This is a genomic window from Sinorhizobium sp. GQ132 (assembly GCF_059758575.1).
The window spans coordinates 605,402-622,428 of sequence record NZ_JCAXDX010000002.1; the positions used below are offsets into that span (position 1 = coordinate 605,402).

A 17,027-nucleotide genomic window follows, 5' to 3' on the forward strand; every position below is an offset into this window, starting at 1 on the left:
TCTCGCGTTCAAAGGAAAGAACGACCATGACGACCTTGCCGGCCTTTCGCCTCGAGACGCATTTCTCGCGCTGGGAGTTCACGGCGCGCCACCACATGACCGCGAGCGACAGCGAAACCATGTCGATGGCGGAGCTGCTTTCCTGCGCCGACGACGCCGATCACGACGCGTGGGAGCGGCTGACGCTCGGCTATACCGAGACCCATGGCGCTCCGGCGCTCCGCAAGGCGATCGCCGCGACCTATGAGGGGGTCGAGCCGGAAGATATCCTCTGCTTCGCCGGTGCCGAGGAAGGGCTCTACTGTGCCATGCTGGCTGCGCTCGGTCCCGAGGACCATGCCATCGTCACCGTGCCCAATTACCAGTCAATGGAAACGCTTCCGGTCACGCTCGCCGCGTCGGTGAGCGGCGTTGCACTCCGTCCCGAGAACAATTGGCAGATCGATATCGCCGATGTCCGGGCGGCGCTGCAGCCGAATACGAAGCTGATCGCGGTCAATTTCCCCAATAACCCGACGGGTGCTGTCGCCGAGCCGTCGGTGTTTCGCGCGCTCGCGGCGCTCTGCGCCGAGCGCGGCATTCATCTTTTCAGCGATGAGGTCTATCGAGGACTGGAGCGCGATGAGGAGAAGCGCCTGCCGCAGGCGGCCGAACTCTTCGATCGCGGTATTTCGCTCAACGTCATGTCCAAGGCCTATGGCCTTCCAGGTCTTCGGATCGGCTGGATCGCCTGCCGCGATCGCGCGCTTCTCCAGCGCATGGAAGGCATGAAGCACTACCTCTCCATCTGCAACTCCCGGCCATCGGAGGTGCTGGCGACGATCGCGCTGAAATCGCGCCATCGGATACTCGAACGCAATCGCGCGCTCTGCACGCGAAATCTCGAGAAACTCGGAGCCTTTTTCGCCGAGTTTGCAGATCTCTACGAGTGGCAGGCGCCGGATGGCGGCTGCGTCGGCTTCGCCCGCTATCGCGGGGCAGACGGCGTGGAGGAACATTGCCGGCGGCTTGTCGAGGAATCAGGCGTGCTGTTGCTTCCGTCGAGCCTTTTCGTCTCCGATCTACTGCCGGTCCCGCAGGATCGCTTCCGCGTCGGATTCGGCCGCAGGAACATCGAAGAGGGGCTCGAAGCCTGGCGCCATCACCTGCGGGCGCGCGTGAGGTGATGGGGCGGCGTGGCGCCGGCCGATTGACCGTGTTAACGATGCGCCAACCTCATGGAAGTACCTGCCTCGCATTATGCATTATAGACCCGAGATCGACGGGCTGCGCGCCGTCGCCGTAATACCCGTCCTGCTGTTTCATGCCGGTTTCGGCTTTATCTCTGGCGGTTTCGCGGGAGTCGACGTTTTCTTCGTGATCAGCGGCTTTCTGATCACGAGCCTCATTCACCAGGAGATCCGCAGCGGCGCATTCAGCGCCGTCGCTTTCTATGAGCGGCGTGCACGACGCCTCGCGCCCGCGCTTCTGTTCGTCTGTGTGGCCTCTATTCCCTTCGCGCTCATGTGGATGCTGCCGAAGGAATTGAATGAATTCGGCAAGAGCCTCTACGCGGCGAACTTGTTCGCGGCCAATTTCTTGTTCTGGAACCAGACGAACTATTTCACGCCCGACACCGATCTCATGCCGCTGCTTCACACATGGTCCCTTGCGGTCGAGGAGCAGTTTTACATCGTCTTTCCCCTACTTCTGCTTTCGCTGCGCCGCCTGTCGGAGGCGACCGGGCTCAAGGTGATCGTCGCGGCGACGGTTCTGAGCTTCGGCGCGACCCAGCTTTTCGCGCGCATCGATCCGGCGGCAAACTTCTATCTCCTGCCCAGTCGCTTTTGGGAACTAGGCCTCGGTGCCGCCGTCGCTCTCTCGGGTGTTTCAAATCGTGAATTCTCCAGATCCGTCCGCGAGTGCTTCGCCTGGGGCGGGCTTATCCTCATCGCTGCAAGCTATCTCTCGATAACCGACACGCAACATTATCCGGGCTGGGCGACCGTTCCAGTCGTCGCCGGTACGGCCCTTGTTCTCGCCTTCGCTCGCGGCGACACGCTGATCGGCAGGTGCCTCTCGGCCCGCCCGCTCGTTGCGATCGGCCTCTGCAGCTACAGCCTCTATCTCTGGCATCAGCCGGTATTCGCATTTGCGCGGCTGCGCACGAGTGACGGAGTGACGCCTGCGGGCTACGCCGGCCTCATCGTGCTCTGCTTCGGTCTCGCCTACCTCAGCTGGCGCTACGTCGAAGGTCCCTTTCGCAATCGTGCCCGTCTCGGGCGGAAGGCGATCTTCGCAACGGTCGCGGCGGTGGGATCCATGGCCGTTGCGACTGGCCTGGTGCTCGACGGCAGCGACGGTCTCGCGTCCGGGAATGCCGAGCTTGCCCGCCTCACCAAGCCGAGCGTCGGCATAGGGAAGGATTGCAATGCGGTTGTCGACCTGAAATGCGGCACAAGCAGCGAACCGGTCATTGCCGTCTGGGGAGACTCCTTTGCCAGGCACCTCGTCGATGGCATCCTGGCCTCCGAACCGGGCGCGAGGCTTGTACAACTGACGAACAACAATTGCGGTCCGCTCGCCGGCCTCGCCCCGATCAAGGCCAAGTTCGAGCCCGCTTGGCCGCAGGAGTGCATCGAGCACAACAAGGAGGTGCAGCGCTTCCTTCTGGCGCAAAAGTCGATCCGCTATGTCGTGTTGTCCTCGCCGCTGAACCAGTATCTGGAGGAAGAGACGATGCTTCTCGACGGTAAGGGAGTGCTGCCGTCGGACGCTCGGATCGTGACCGGCAGTTATCGGGCAAGCCTCGCATGGTTACGGCAGAATGGCTTTCGGCCGGTCGTCATCGCGCCGCCGCCGCAGGATGGGCGCGATACCGGCCTTTGCGTCGCGCGAGCCCGACTGCTTGGAACCTCCGCCGATGACTGCGGGGCGTCACTTGCGAATGTCCGGACCCACGACCGTGACGTACTCTCGATCCTGGCGGATATCGCCAGCGACTATCCGGTCGTGAGCTTCACCGATTATCTCTGCGGCGGGGGCCGCTGCAGAACCGAGGACAGGGGAGTGGCGCTTTTCGAAGACCATGGGCATTTTTCCGAAGAGGGATCCCGTCATCTCGGTGCCGCGCTTCAGTTCTACCCGGCATTTGCCAGTGCTGCGGAGTATGGCTGCTCCACGGAGCGCGGTCGGCTCGGGGCACCTTTGCGCGGGATTTGCGATCTCGGCGAAAATGTCGCTTTGGTGAGCGCCAGTGCGAGCGACGCCCCGCCGGCGCAAATGCGCACTCGCTCTGGTCCCGTAGAATAGGATAGCTCCGGCTTTGCCGCCGGAGCTTCCGCAGGCATGACCTTAGGCGCGCCGACGGCGCTCGCGGGCCGGGGCGGCGGGACCTTCATTTGCCGATTTGTTCCGCAACGGACCGATTTTCTCGACGATCATATCGAGCGTGGGGCGTTCACCCCTGGTGTGATTGTCGATTGCGAGCCGCATCGCGGCCAGATGGTTGCAGGAGGTGCCGCAACAGCCGCCGATGATCCTGGCGCCGGCGTCGACGGCCAACCGGGCATATTCGGCCATCAGCGGCGGAGTGCCGGAATAGTGGATCTCCGAGCCGCGGAATTCGGGAATACCGCAATTGCCCTTGACGACGATTGTCGCCTCCGGGCTGGCAGCCGTCATATCGAGCAGCGAGGAAAGAATGTCGGACGCCCCGACGCCGCAATTCGCGCCGACGGCAACCGGACCGTCGCCGATATCGGCGGCGACGCCGTGAATATCTTTCGGGTGCAGGCCCATCATCGTCTTGCCGGCGGTGTCGAAGGAACCGGTGTAGACATAGGGAAGGCCGACCTTCGCCGCGGCTTCGGCGGCCGCACGAATTTCGTCCGGAGAGGACATGGTCTCGATCCAGGCGACCTCCGCGCCGCCGGCTTTCAGGCCCTCGATCTGTTCGACAAAGGCCGCGACCGCGTCTTCATAGGAAAGGGCGCCGAGCGGTATCAGCAGTTCGCCCGTTGGGCCGACGGATCCGGCCGTAATGACCTTTCGCGGCGCCTGGTCGGCCACGGCGCGCGCGATCTCTGCGGCCCGCTTGTTGAGCTGGTAGACCCGGTCTTCGGCCTGATGAAGCTTCAGTCGGTGGCGTGTGCCGCCAAAGGAATTGGTGAGAATGATGTCGGCGCCGGCATCCACGAAGTCCTGATGCAGCTTGGTGATGTTTTCCGGTTTCGTCTCGTTCCACATCTCCGGTGCCTCGCCCGCTTCGAGCCCCATGGCGAAGAGCGACGTGCCTGTGGCGCCATCGGCAAGCAGAACGCCCTTCTGGGCGAGGAGGTCGGAAAGGGCATGGGCTGCAACGGACATCGGATTTTCCCGGCTGAATGGAACTGCAATAAGATATAAAGATATCTTTATGTGTTGGCAACAGAATTGCGCCGATCAACGCGGCAATTCGTTCGCAAGCAGCGCAGCCAGATCGGTTGCGGGCTTCTCTGCCCGGGCGCGCAGACGCAGGCTGAATTCGGCCGGAGGCAGGGATGGCAAGCCGAGATGGACAGGAGCGCGCTCGATGCCGGTGCCGAGGAATCTTTCCGTCCGGGTCGTAACGGCGATGCCGCTCAAAACGGCGGCGCGCAGGCCCGACAGGCTGGGGCTCGTTGCCGCGATCCGAAAGCGGCGGCCGGTTCTCTCGAGGGCCGATATGGCGGCGGCGCGGAAGCCGCAAGGTGGGTCGAGTACGGCGAGGGGCAGTTCCTCTTCTTCCGCTGCCAAGCCCCTGTCGGAGCAGAGCCAAAGCATCTGTTCGCGGAGCACGAGCAATTCGTCATCTGCAGCCGCCTGTCGCATGGCCAGAAGAATGTCGATCTGGTTCTGATCGAAGGCGGCCGTCAATTCTTTCGACCGCCCGATCCTCAAATCCAGGCGAATGCGTGGATGGGAACGCGCGAAGCGGCGCAGCAGTCCGGGCAGCATCGTATCGGCAAAGTCCTGAGTGCTGCCGAGGGAGATCCGTCCGTCGGCGCGCGCGCCCCTCAGGCTGAGCCAGGCGTCGCGATGCGCATCCAAAATGCGCCGGGCATGGGCGGCGAGCTCCTCTCCCACGGGCGTGAGCACGCGTCCGCGTCCGGCGGGCGCAAGAAGGCGCTCGCCGACCAGCGCTTCCAGCCGCTGCATTTGCGCCGTCACGGCGGAGGGCGAACGGTTGACGGCGGTTGCCGCTCTTGCAAGCGAGCCGCCCTCGGCGAAGGCGAGAAAAGTGCGCAGCAGCTCGGGATCGATCGGATTCATACTTCAATTTTACAGAAGTGTATCTGCAAAACAATTCGATTTTGTTGATGTGGCGACGATGGCAAATTGACGAGGTGTTTCGAAGAAAGGAACCTGTGATGCCCATCATCAACATCAGCGTTACCGGACAGCCGGAGCCGGAGCTTTCGGCGAAAATAGCGGCAAAGGTAAGCGACCTCACGCAGTCGCATCTTCGCAAGGACCCCTCGGTGACGGCGGTCGTCGTCAGCTATGTCGATCCGCGGCATTGGTTCGCGGGCGGAAAGTCGCTCGCCTCGCAGCAGACCAGCAGTTTCTGGCTCGACATCAAGGTTGTCGACGGCACCAATACGAAGCAGGAACTTGGTGCCTATGTCGATGCGATCTTTGCGGCCTTCGAGGATATTCTCGGGATGGTGCATCCCGAAAGCTACGTGCTCGTCCATGAGGTACCGGCGGCAGCCTATGGCTATGGAGGCAAAACGCAGGAGTTCCGGTACATCAGCGGAAGGCTGGGGGTCACTTGACTATCCGCCTGTTGAGGGCGCCCATGGGCGCCCTCAAAGCCATCAAGCCGCCTGCCGGTCGGTATGCTGCACGGGCGTCACCATGGCGGAGATGATCATCTGCAGGTCGATCGCACCGATCGGGCGACCGTTGCCGTCGACGACATGCGCGTTGCTTATTTGCGCGCCGGTCATGGTGCGGGCAGCCGCTTCGAGCACGGTGCCTACGGCGAGCGGCAGGCCTTCCGGGTTTCCGGAGAGCGGCCGCATGATCGTCTCCACGTTGACCACCCGCCCGCGGTTCACTTCCTTCACAAAGGCCGTGATGTAGTCGTCGGCTGGCGAGAGCACGATTTCCTGGCCGGTTCCCTGCTGCACGACGCGGCCGTCGCGCAGGATGGCGATCTTGTCGCCGAGCCTCAGGGCCTCGTCGAGATCATGGGTGATGAAGACCACCGTCTTCTTCAACTCCTTCTGCAGTTCGAGCAGGACCGACTGCATGTCGACGCGTATCAGCGGATCGAGTGCCGAATAGGCCTCGTCCATCAGCAGGATGTCGGCGTCGTTTGTAAGCGCGCGGGCAAGGCCGACGCGCTGCTGCATGCCGCCGGAAAGCTGGTTCGGATAGTGCTGCTCGAAGCCTTGAAGGCCGACGCGCTCGATCCAGCCAAGCGCACGCTTTTCGCTCTCGCGCCGATCGATACCCTGTATCTCAAGACCGTAGATGGTGTTTTCGAGAACCGTGCGATGCGGCAGCAGTGCGAACTTCTGGAAGACCATCGCCGTCTTGTGACGGCGGAACGCGCGAAGGTCGTTCTCGTTCATCTTGCAGACGTCGACGCCGTCGTAGAGGACTTCGCCCGAGGTCGGATCGATCAGCCGGTTGATGTGCCGGATCAGCGTCGATTTGCCGGACCCCGAGAGCCCCATCACGACCGTTATGCAGCCGCCCGGCATGGAAATGTTGATGTCCTGCAGTCCGAGCACGTGGCCGTGCTTTTCGTTGAGTTCGGCCTTACCCATCCCGTTCTCGACGAGTTTGACGTAATCCTCTCCGCGCGGGCCGAAAATCTTGTAGAGGTTCTTCACCTCGATTGCGTGACTAGCCATGGACAACCTTTCCCCTTCTCTTGGCTTGGAGCTTTTACGCCGACTGCGTTTTCGCGGCGCTTCCCGCTCCTTGCATCAGAACTGTGACAGCGGAACACGCCGACCGCTTTACTGTTTGCGACGCAGGCGCGGCTCGTGCGTCGCGCATCAGGCAGCCGCATCCTCGAATGGGCGCTGGAATCCATCACCTTCACGATTTCGCGCCGATCCGACCGAAGATCACAGTGATCTAGAGCGCGGCCTTCACCTTTTCGGCGACCTCCGGGCCTACCCACTGCGTCCATATCTCCTGGAAGTTTTCGAGGAAATAGCGGGCGGCGCTTTCGTTCGTCCCCTGGTTCTGATCCATCCAAGCCAGAACTTTGTTTACCGTCGCGTTTTCCCATTGCCGCGCCTGGACGTAGTCCATGACGCTGCCTGCTCGATCGGCAAAGGACTTGGTCACCACGGTATAGACGTCCGAGACCGGATAGGAGTTTACCTTTGGGGTCGGGCAATTCGGGGCGGCAGTGCAGGAGTCCCATTCCGCCTTGTCGTGATCCACGCCGAAAGACAGCAAGGTCATCTCGTACTTGCCGAGCAAGGCGGTCGGAGCCCAATAATAGCCGAGCCAGCCGGTCTTCTTCTCGAATGCATCGGCGATCGACGCGTCAAGCCCGGCAGCGGAACCGGGATCGATCAGCTGGAAGCCGGCCTTGTCCGCTTCGAGAGCCTTGTAGAGGTTGGCGGTGGAAAACCGGCAATTCCATGTTGAAGGACAATTGTGGACCGCTCCCTTTGCGGGGTTCTCGTGAGAAGGGAAGAGTTCCGGGTGCTTCAACGCGTCCTGCACCGTTCGAATGTCCGGGTGCGCGTCGGCGATGAACTTCGGAATCCACCAGCCCTCTACCCCACCTTCGCTCAAGATTCTGGCGCCTTCGACGAGGCGGCCTTCCTTGATTGCGGCATCGAAAGGCGTGCGTACGGAGTTGATCCACAGTTCCGGCACCAGGTCGGGCTCCGCCTTCTCGTTCATCGAGGTAAAGGTCAGCATCGTGTCGCCAGCGACGAGCTTCACGCTGCATCCATAGCCGGTTTCCAGAATGAACTTGTCCACGTGAGCCGCGACGCCCGCCGATGCCCAGTCCATCTCGGCGATGCTGACGCCGCCACATTCGGCAGCACTGGAAGGGCCCGCCAGAGACCATATGCCCGCCGTGAGGATGAGGGTAGCAAGGAGTTTTTTCATGTCCGTCGACACCTTCACGTCACTGCGGCCACACATGGTGGATGGAGCGCCGCCCAATCGCTCCCGCGCGCTGAAGCTGCCAGCCCACTTCGTTGTCATTGCGGCAAGCCTAAGTGTTCGCGTCGAGAAATCAACCTTTTCGATCCGGCGCCGGTCGCCGGCGGCATATTGCGCCGCGAGGAGCTCGCGGTACCGAGGACGCGAACGGCGAAATCGCCGAAATTCACCTTTGGTTAAGGCCTCAATAACGATCCGGTAAGGTTGTGGGGATAATTGTCTGCCTGCGGCGGGCGACTGCCGCAGGTCCGGATCAGGTAGTGCGTACCGGACCCGATATTCAGCGGAATGATCTGATCGCCGCACCCTTCCATTCCAACGGTTGGGTGCGGCTTTTGCATTTCAGGGCGGGAATCGTGAAGCAGCCGCCCCAAAAAGGGGGCGGTTTCGAACGCGACGTGGCGCTTTATCCGACGTTGGACGTGCGGATGAGGCCGAGTGGGCCGACCGGCGCTTCCGCGACTACATTACGGACGCGGGACTGGCCGTTCGGCGCCTTGGAGTTCCAGGCGATCTGAACGAAGTTGGGTTTGCCGAAAACGAACAGCATGACTTTCTACCTTGGGAGACCGGGCAATTTTCCGGCGGAGTTTCGATGGCGCGGATATAGGCTCTTGCCGCGACGGCTTGAATGCCAGGCTCGGCACCGCATGTCGCAATTGAGCTAGCTCGCGAGAATCTTCAGATCCTGAAAAATAAACCGCACACAGGTTTCATCCTCCCGCTCCAGAACGCTTGAAGAAGGCCGGAAACGCACCGCGACCGCCGGTGACGCAATCACGGCGGAATCGCGTCGGGACGGAGCTTTGCGGCAGGCGCTTTCGATGCTACGGGAAAGGCATGACACGCAAGATCATGCTGCAGGGAACCGGCTCGGATGTCGGAAAATCGGTACTGGTGGCGGGCCTCTGCCGGCTCGCATCCAATCATGGCCTCAGCGTAAAACCGTTCAAGCCCCAGAACATGTCGAACAATGCCGCCGTTGCTGACGACGGCGGCGAGATCGGCCGTGCGCAATGGCTCCAGGCGCTTGCCGCACGCGTGCCGTCCTCCGTGCATATGAACCCGGTGCTCCTGAAGCCGCAATCGGACGTGGGCAGCCAGATCGTCGTCCAGGGCAAGGTGGCCGGCCAGGCCAAGGGGAGGGACTACCAGGCTCTCAAGCCAAGGCTCCTCGGCTCTGTCATGGAGAGTTTCGAGCAGGTGGCAGCCGGCGCCGATCTCGTGATCGTCGAAGGCGCCGGTTCGCCGGCCGAGATCAACCTGCGCGCCGGCGACATCGCCAATATGGGCTTTGCCACCCGCGCTGACGTACCCGTCGTTCTCGTCGGCGATATCGACCGCGGTGGTGTTATCGCGTCCCTGGTCGGCACGCATGCGATCCTGCCGGAGAACGACCGGCGCATGGTCACCGGCTACCTCATCAACAAATTCCGCGGCGATGTTACGCTCTTCGACGACGGCATCGCATCGGTCCGCCAGTTTACCGGCTGGCCTTGCTTCGGCGTCGTGCCCTGGCTGAAAAGTGCCGGGCGGCTGCCCGCCGAAGACTCCGTCGTTATCGAGAGGCTGACGCGGGGCGGCGGCAAGGCGCTGAAGGTCGCGGTCCCCGTCCTGTCGCGGATCGCCAATTTCGACGATCTCGATCCCCTGGCCGCGGAGCCGGACGTGGACATCGTCTTCGTTCGGCCGGGGGCGCCGCTTCCAGACGATGCGGGCCTCATCATCATACCCGGCTCGAAGTCCACCATTGCCGATCTCGAGGATTTCCGCAGGCAGGGCTGGGACCGGGACCTCGACCGGCATATGCGCCGCGGTGGCCGGGTCGTCGGTATCTGCGGCGGCTATCAGATGCTCGGAAGCCGGGTTACCGATCCGCTCGGTATCGAGGGCGGCAAGCGCGCGATTGAGGGGCTGGGGCTGCTTTCCGTCGAGACGGAGATGGCTCCGGAAAAGACGGTTCGCAACAGCCGCGCCTGGTCGCGAGAATACGACGTCGCGCTCGAAGGCTACGAAATCCATCTCGGCAAGACGACCGGCGCCGATTGTAGCCGCGCGCCGGTCGAGATCGACGGCCGCCCGGATGGAGCGATGTCGGCGGACGGCCGCGTGATGGGCACCTATCTGCACGGTCTTTTCGCAAGCGACGCCTACCGTTCCGCGTTGCTCAAGAGCTTCGGTATCGAAGGCGGGGGAGGCAATTACCGCCAGTCGGTGGATGCGGCTCTCGACGAGATTGCCGGGGAACTCGAAGCGGTACTCGATCGGACATGGCTCGGCACGCTTTTGGGGTAGGGCCGGCCGGACGAGGCGTGTCCTTTTGGCATTTCTCACCCGGACCGTATCGTGTCGGAAGCGCAGAAAACGGCTCGTTGAAAGGATCGGAATGCAGCAATACGACGACGATCTTCGGCAGTTCGAAGCCCAGGGCGCACCGGCTCTGCCTCCGGCCGCGGAGCAGGGCTATGTGGAGCGCGATGGCGCCCGGATATGGTATTCGACATATGGCGCGGGAGCACCGGTGGTCCTGTTGCACGGCGGCCTCGGCCACAGCGGCAATTGGGGCTATCAGCTTGCGCCGCTTCTTGAGGCCGGCCGTCGCGTCGTGCTCATCGACAGCCGCGGACATGGGCGCAGCACGCGCGATGAGCGGCCCTACAGCTACGAAGTGATGGCGTCCGACGTCCTTGCCGTCACCGACATGCTGAAGCTTCAGAAATTCGCCGTGGTGGGCTGGAGCGACGGGGCGTGCATCGGCCTCGTGCTTGCGAGCGCGGCTCCAACGCGCGTTGCCGGCGTCTTCTTCTTCGGCTGCAACATGGACCCGAGCGGCGCGACAGAATTCGAGGCCACTCCGGTTATCGACCGTTGCTTCGCCCGGCACCGGAAAGACTATGCCGAATTGTCGGCGACGCCTGATGAGTTCGATGACTTCGTCTCGGCCGTCAGCGAGATGATGAGTACGCAACCCAATTACTCGGCGGGCGACCTCGCCGGCATCCGAGTGCCGGTCGCGATCGTGCAGGCCGAGAAGGACGAGTTCATAAAGAGAGAGCACGCCCAATATCTCGCGCGGAGCATTCCCGCAGCCGACTTGATCACGCTTGAACACGTCAGCCACTTTGCGCCGCTGCAGAGGCCCGACGTGTTCAACGGCGCCATGCTTGCATTTCTCGACAAGGTGCTTCCAACCAGGACCTGAGGCTTAACACCCGTCGTCACGTTCTCCGTTGCATACGCCTTGCGAAAAATGCAGCATGGTTTTCGGGTAGGACGACCTCTTCGCCGCTGTGCATGGCGACGGCGTCCGGGCGAAGGGCGCTGCCATGGCACGCACGCAGCTAATAGGGGTCATTATCGGCCTGGTGATCGTCGCGGCGCTCACAGTGCTGCGCGCAAGCGATCCGCCACTTTTGCGTCTCGCCCGAGATCTCACTTTCGACGAGTATCAGCGCCTGGCGCCGCGCAGCTTCGAGGACGTTCCGGTTCGCGTCGTCGACATCGACGAGGCGTCGCTGAAAGAGTTCGGCCAGTGGCCGTGGCCGCGCGACCGCGTTGCCGCACTGGTCGACCGGCTCTCGGAAATGGGGGCGGCGGTGATAGCCTTCGACATCCTGTTCTCCGAACCGGACCGTCTTTCGCCGCGCAGCGTCATGCGCGATGTCGCCGGGGTCGATCCGGCGCTCCTTGAGCGGCTGCCGGACAATGACGAGATACTCTCCCGATCGATCGGCGACCGGCCCGTCGTGCTCGGTTTCGGCCTTTCCAACGCAGGCAACTACCGGCCGCCGGTGAAAGCGGGATTCGCCTTCACCGGCGAAAGCCCGCTCGATGCGCCGCCGCGGCTTACGGCTGCGACTCCTTTGAGGCCACAACTCGAAGCCAGTGCCGTGGGCCTGGGCCATATCAGCCTCAATCCCGGCAGGCCGTCGGCCGTTGTGCGCGCCGTCCCGCTGCTGTTGAGCGATGGCGAGCAACTCTATCCGAACCTGGCCCTCGAAGCGCTGCGCGTGGCTCAGGGCGCTTCCACCTACATCGTAGCGGGTGCTCCGGATGCGCCTGATACCATCACGCTGATCAAGGTCGGCGAATTCGTGGTGCCGGTGACCGCGGCGGGCGAACTCTGGCTCTATGTCAGTCCCGATCGCGGTGAAAGATATGTCTCTGCCGGCCGGGTGCTGGCGCCCGGCGGAGTTTCCGCCGAAACGAGGGCAGCGATCGAAGGCAGTATCGTATTCGTGGGCACGTCGGCAGCAGGCCTGCAGGACATCCGCACCACGGCTCTTGGACACGACGTGCCCGGCGTGTCGCTGCACGCGCAGACTGTCGAACAGGTTCTCTCGGGCCGTTTTCTCTCCCGTCCGGATTGGGCGGACGGGCTGGAAATCCTTGCGATCGCGGCTGCAGGCAGCCTGCTCGTCCTGCTGACCACCTTCGTCAGCCCGGCCGTCGCGCTTGCCTGCGGCCTTCTGATAACTGCGCTGGCCCTCGCGGCCTCCTGGTCAGCCTTCCTCTATGCAGGCCTGCTGTTCGACCCTCTGGCTCCGATCCTTGCCGGATCGATCACCCATTTTGCGGCAACCGCCTATCGTTTCCTGGTTATAGACCGGGAGCGGCGCGTGGTTCGGCGCGCCTTTGGCCAGTACCTGTCGCCCTCGCTCCTCTATCGCATCGAGCATACGCATGACGCCCTGCGTCTCGGCGGCGATGACCGTGAGTTGACGATCATGTTCGTCGACGTGCGCAACTTCACGGAGATCAGCGAGCGCCTGACGCCGGGAGAGGTGGTCCGGTTTCTCAACACGCTGCTCGACGCGCTGAGCCGCCATGTCATCGCCAATGAGGGCACGCTCGACAAGTTCATTGGCGATTCGATCATGGCGTTCTGGAATGCGCCCATCGACGTCGCCGATCACCCCGGCAAGGCCATCCGCGCCGCCTTGGCCATGCGCGAGACGCTCGCCCGCCTCAACGAGAGCGACGCCTTCGGCTTCGGGAGCGACCAAAAGGTGGCGATCGGTGTGGGGATCCATACCGGGCTTGCCTGCGTCGGCAATATGGGAGCGGAGATGCACTTCAACTATTCGGCCGTCGGCGACGCGGTCAACGTCGCCGCCCGGATCGAGGCTGCCTGCAAGGACGTCGGCTTCGATATTCTGATATCCGAGACGACGGCGGATCTGGGCGAACGGTGCGCCGTGCTGGAGGCGGGGGCGCTGGCGCTGAAGGGCAAGAGCACGCGAACGCGGGTATTCGCCGTGGTCGGTGACGAGCATATGGCCGCTTCGGCCGAGTTTTCCGAGCTGCGGCGCATTCATGAACAGTTGATCGGGGCGATGCGTTTAAGGTCACGGCCCCGCAGAGAGCTCGTCAATGCCGCAAAGCTCAAGGCTCCGGCTCTGTGCGGGGGATTATCGGATTTCTACCGCCGCATCGGACGCCGGACAGACCACTTTGCCGGTGAATCTTTGCCGTTCGCAGACGAAGCCAGATCCGCCGAATAGAGAGACCATTTGATCCAACGCACTTCCGGACGGAAAACCGTTACACATTTTTCCTGGGAGTGCTCTAACCGCGGCCCTTCTTCGTGCCTGTGTCCACTTGCCCGTTCTTGCCGCTATCCTGGCCCTTCTTGCCGGTGTCCTGTCCCTTCTTGCCCGTGTCCTGCCCTTTCTTCCCCTTGTCGAGGCCACGCTTGCCGGGCTCGTTGCTGGGCGTCTTGCCCGGGCGGGGCGCCTTTTGCGGGCTTGCTTTTTCGGGCGGCCGTGCCCGTTCCGGCGTGGTCGGCTTGATCTCGATAGCGGCCGAAATGCCGCAACTGCCGCTCATGCCGCCGAAGGAGGCAGAAAGTCTTTGGTCGCCCGAAAGAAAGGGCAGGGCCTTCCGGTTTCCGAGTGTCGCCAGTGTGCGGCGACCGGCCTTGTGCGTGTCCGTCATGGTGCCGTCGCGCTTTGCGATCACGCAATCGCAGCGTCGGGTGAGCTGCTGGCATCCCGCCGGGCCGCAGAACCGGGCCGCGCCCTCCAGGAGAACGATCGCCGTCGTTCCGTCGTTGCCGATGTAGAAGTCGAACACGGTTCCGCGTACGCCGATCGTTCCGGCAGGCGTCAAGATCTGATAGGCCGAGTGCTTCGAATTTCCGCTGATCCAACGAAACGTGCCCTTGGCGGCGGCGACGGTGAGTTGCTGCACCGATTTCGAATCGTTGAAGACGAACTTGTCGATGACGACGGAAGAGCCTGCCCCCACCGCCAATTTACTGCCGTCGCGGAACACGAACTGGCCGAGCCCAGATCGGGACGTGCTTATTCGCTCGTCCCGGTGAACAGCGTCCCGCTCCACGAGCGGCCCGCCGCTGCCGGTGACGACCGTCCTGATCCGGACCGCTTCTCCAACCGGTTCGGCGGCAATCGTCGGCATGGAACCGTAAAACGCTGCGGCCAAAGCAGCGATTGCGGCACGACGCAAGTGAAACATCGCACCCTCCACGATGATCTCCTGCGGCCGACGTGGTCCGGGGATCATGAGCGTGAATGATAACCGGATCGACACAATGTCGCCGGACCCCAAGCATTCATTCTTATCATGGCCGGGCCGGAAGTGTCTGCTTACCCGTTCGGGGTAGCCGGCGCGAAAGCGCATTTCTGCCGTAATCGGCGGTCCCGGTGTCGCAGGCCGTCGATTGACTTTGCCGCCGCCGCTTCATAATTAACGCAAGTATGGATGGTTCCCTCGTGCCGAGGTGGGGCGAGGGAGTAAATGGGAATGCGACGGGGCGGACCCACGCCGGGCGCCCTTATCGCAGCCGACCCCGCGACTGTAGAACGGTCAGGGTTCGCCATCGGGCATTTCGCCGGATTTCAACGCGCTGCATGGGGCAGTCTCGTGAAGTTTGGCGGCATGTCGGAAAAGCCACTGGCGTGGCATTGCGATGAGCCAGGCAGGACGCCTCTTCTTCTACGAATCGTCCGCCTTTCGCGATGCCGCAAACGCCGGGAAGGCGAGGCGAGCCCGTTCGGTCTTTTGACGCATCGTTTTTCGGGCCGAGCCGGTTCGTCGAACGTGCGGCCATGAGGATCGTGACGCCGTGAGCCAGGAGACCTGCCATTCGTCAGGGCATTCCGCCCGAGGGGAGATGCTCCCCGATGCCAGCACGGAGGTTGTCGTGGCTCACAGGTCTTCGATCGAACGCGTTCTCGGCGCGCGCCGTTGCCGCTATAGCCTTCTCTAGGGCAGGCGGTATGGACATTTCCAATCTCGGCCCGATCCTCGTGCTTGGCGGCGCGCGTTCGGGAAAATCCACCTTCGCGGAAAAACTCGTCGAGGCCACCGGGTCTCCGATGCACTATCTTGCGACCGGCCGGGCTTTCGACGAGGAGATGCGGGAACGCATCGCCCTTCACCAGGCTACTCGGCAGGGGAAGGGTTGGACCACCCACGAGGAACCGCTCGATCTCGTGGGGCTGCTTCGCCGCATCGATGAGCCCGGCCGGGCTGTTCTCATAGACTGCCTGACCCTGTGGGTGACCAATCTGATGATGGAGGAGCGCGACATGGCCGCCGAATTCGCCGCGCTCGCCGCCTTTCTGCCCGCGGCGCGCTCGCGACTCGTTTTCGTCTCTAACGAGGTCGGTCTCGGGATCGTCCCGGAAAACCGGATGGCGCGCGACTTTCGCGATCACGCCGGCCGGCTCCACCAGATCGTGGCGGAGAAATCCGCAGAAGTTTACTTTGTCGCGGCCGGACTGCCGCTGAAAATGAAGGGTTGATTCATGACACTCGCAAGGGCGCCGCAGGGCAAAATACCGGCTACCGTCATCACCGGCTTTCTCGGTGCCGGCAAGACGACGATGATCCGCAACCTCCTGCAGAATGCCGACGGCAAGCGCATCGCGCTGATCATCAACGAATTCGGTGATCTCGGGGTCGACGGCGATGTGCTGAAGGGCTGCGGAGCGGAAGCCTGTTCGGAAGAGGACATCATCGAACTGACCAATGGCTGCATCTGCTGCACCGTAGCCGACGACTTCATCCCGACCATGACGAAGCTGCTCGAGAGGGAGAACCGGCCGGATCATATCGTCATCGAAACCTCCGGCCTGGCGCTGCCGCAGCCGCTCGTCGCCGCATTCAACTGGCCGGACATCCGCAGCGAGGTAACGGTCGACGGCGTCGTTACCGTCGTCGATAGTGCGGCGGTCGCCGCGGGCCGCTTTGCCGATGATCACGACAAGGTAGACGCGCTGCGTGTCGGCGACGATAATCTCGACCACGAGAGCCCGCTCGAAGAACTTTTCGAGGATCAGCTCACCGCCGCGGACCTCATCGTTCTCAACAAGACGGACCTTATCGACGCCGCGGGGCTGCAGTCCGTGCGCGAAGAGGTGGCCTCCCGCATCAGCCGCAAGCCGACGATGATCGAGGCGAGGAACGGCGAGGTAGCCGCCGCCATCCTGCTCGGGCTCGGAGTGGGTACGGAGGGCGATATCGTCAACCGCAAGTCTCACCACGAGATGGAGCATGAGGCAGGCGAGGAGCATGATCATGACGAGTTCGACAGCTTCGTCGTAGAGCTTGGCGCCATAGCCGACCCTGCCGCTTTCATCGAAAAGCTCAAGGGCGTCATCTCAAAGCACGACGTGCTGCGCCTCAAGGGCTTCGTCGACGTTCCGGGCAAGCCGATGCGCCTCTTGGTCCAGGCGGTCGGCAGCCGCATCGACCAGTATTTCGACCGCGCATGGGCTTCCGGCGAAACACGCGGCACGCGTCTCGTCGTCATCGGGCTGCATGACATGGACGAGCCCGCCGTGCGCGCAGCGATTTCGGCGCTCGCGTGAAATGGCTTCGAATTTGAACGAGGAGTCCAGGGAGCATCC

The 17,027-nt window shown here is 62.9% G+C and carries 14 protein-coding genes; 8 read left to right on the top strand and 6 right to left on the bottom strand.

Translation table 11 applies throughout. From position 1 onward, the window contains the following. Window positions 1-26: 26 nt before the first annotated feature. The gene (locus tag AC6CIG_RS06995) at window positions 27-1,166 is read left to right on the top strand and encodes an aminotransferase class I/II-fold pyridoxal phosphate-dependent enzyme (RefSeq protein WP_437409174.1); all 1,140 of its coding nucleotides are present in this window, start codon (window positions 27-29) and stop codon (window positions 1,164-1,166) included. 73 nt (window positions 1,167-1,239) lie between these two features. Then, window positions 1,240-3,291: an acyltransferase family protein gene (locus AC6CIG_RS07000; protein ID WP_437409175.1), complete on the top strand. Its 2,052-nt coding sequence runs from the start codon at window positions 1,240-1,242 to the stop codon at window positions 3,289-3,291. Window positions 3,292-3,333: 42 nt separating this feature from the next. Here AC6CIG_RS07000 and bmt read toward each other — a convergent pair whose 3' ends face one another. Both bmt and AC6CIG_RS07010 read right to left on the bottom strand, forming a co-directional pair. Continuing rightward, a complete protein-coding gene (gene bmt / locus AC6CIG_RS07005; RefSeq protein WP_437412535.1) occupies window positions 3,334-4,347 on the bottom strand; it encodes a betaine--homocysteine S-methyltransferase in 1,014 nt (337 codons plus the stop codon). A gap of 75 nt (window positions 4,348-4,422) precedes the next feature. Further along, entirely contained in the window at window positions 4,423-5,271 is an 849-nt protein-coding gene (locus AC6CIG_RS07010; protein ID WP_437409177.1) for a LysR substrate-binding domain-containing protein, read from the bottom strand. A 98-nt stretch (window positions 5,272-5,369) separates the two neighbouring features. Here AC6CIG_RS07010 and AC6CIG_RS07015 point away from each other — a divergent pair, with 98 nt between their 5' ends. Beyond that, window positions 5,370-5,777 (top strand): tautomerase family protein, encoded by a 408-nt coding sequence (locus tag AC6CIG_RS07015; protein ID WP_437412536.1) that lies wholly within the window; start codon window positions 5,370-5,372, stop codon window positions 5,775-5,777. A gap of 42 nt (window positions 5,778-5,819) precedes the next feature. Here AC6CIG_RS07015 and AC6CIG_RS07020 read toward each other — a convergent pair whose 3' ends face one another. From AC6CIG_RS07020 to AC6CIG_RS07030, 3 genes are all read right to left on the bottom strand, one after another. Further along, on the bottom strand, window positions 5,820-6,866 hold the full coding sequence (locus tag AC6CIG_RS07020) for a quaternary amine ABC transporter ATP-binding protein (protein WP_437409179.1): 1,047 nt from the start codon (window positions 6,864-6,866) through the stop codon (window positions 5,820-5,822). A 229-nt stretch (window positions 6,867-7,095) separates the two neighbouring features. Next, the gene (locus AC6CIG_RS07025; RefSeq protein WP_437409180.1) at window positions 7,096-8,094 is read right to left on the bottom strand and encodes an ABC transporter substrate-binding protein; all 999 of its coding nucleotides are present in this window, start codon (window positions 8,092-8,094) and stop codon (window positions 7,096-7,098) included. A gap of 463 nt (window positions 8,095-8,557) precedes the next feature. Next, window positions 8,558-8,701: a hypothetical protein gene (locus tag AC6CIG_RS07030; RefSeq protein ID WP_010969600.1), complete on the bottom strand. Its 144-nt coding sequence runs from the start codon at window positions 8,699-8,701 to the stop codon at window positions 8,558-8,560. 290 nt (window positions 8,702-8,991) lie between these two features. Here AC6CIG_RS07030 and AC6CIG_RS07035 point away from each other — a divergent pair, with 290 nt between their 5' ends. The 3 genes from AC6CIG_RS07035 to cyaD2 all read left to right on the top strand — a co-directional run bounded on the left by AC6CIG_RS07035 (window position 8,992) and on the right by cyaD2 (window position 13,655). Beyond that, window positions 8,992-10,446, top strand: coding sequence for a cobyric acid synthase (locus AC6CIG_RS07035; protein ID WP_437409181.1), 1,455 nt, complete (start codon window positions 8,992-8,994; stop codon window positions 10,444-10,446). A 91-nt stretch (window positions 10,447-10,537) separates the two neighbouring features. After that, complete coding sequence (locus AC6CIG_RS07040; RefSeq protein WP_437409182.1) at window positions 10,538-11,353, top strand: alpha/beta fold hydrolase; 816 nt, start codon at window positions 10,538-10,540, stop codon at window positions 11,351-11,353. Window positions 11,354-11,477: 124 nt separating this feature from the next. Beyond that, complete coding sequence (gene cyaD2 / locus AC6CIG_RS07045) at window positions 11,478-13,655, top strand: adenylate cyclase CyaD2 (protein WP_437409183.1); 2,178 nt, start codon at window positions 11,478-11,480, stop codon at window positions 13,653-13,655. Between the two features lie 64 nt (window positions 13,656-13,719). On the opposite strand, the gene AC6CIG_RS07050 is transcribed toward cyaD2, so the two are convergent. Then, window positions 13,720-14,628 carry a FecR family protein gene (locus tag AC6CIG_RS07050; protein ID WP_437409184.1) on the bottom strand — a complete coding sequence of 303 codons (909 nt, stop codon included), beginning with the start codon at window positions 14,626-14,628 and terminating at the stop codon, window positions 13,720-13,722. 764 nt (window positions 14,629-15,392) lie between these two features. On the opposite strand from AC6CIG_RS07050, the gene cobU reads away from it, so the two are divergent. Both cobU and cobW read left to right on the top strand, forming a co-directional pair. Beyond that, window positions 15,393-15,920 (top strand): bifunctional adenosylcobinamide kinase/adenosylcobinamide-phosphate guanylyltransferase, encoded by a 528-nt coding sequence (gene cobU, locus AC6CIG_RS07055; protein ID WP_100673749.1) that lies wholly within the window; start codon window positions 15,393-15,395, stop codon window positions 15,918-15,920. A gap of 3 nt (window positions 15,921-15,923) precedes the next feature. Then, the gene (cobW, locus tag AC6CIG_RS07060) at window positions 15,924-16,988 is read left to right on the top strand and encodes a cobalamin biosynthesis protein CobW (RefSeq protein WP_018095253.1); all 1,065 of its coding nucleotides are present in this window, start codon (window positions 15,924-15,926) and stop codon (window positions 16,986-16,988) included. The last annotated feature ends 39 nt before the right edge of the window (window positions 16,989-17,027 follow it).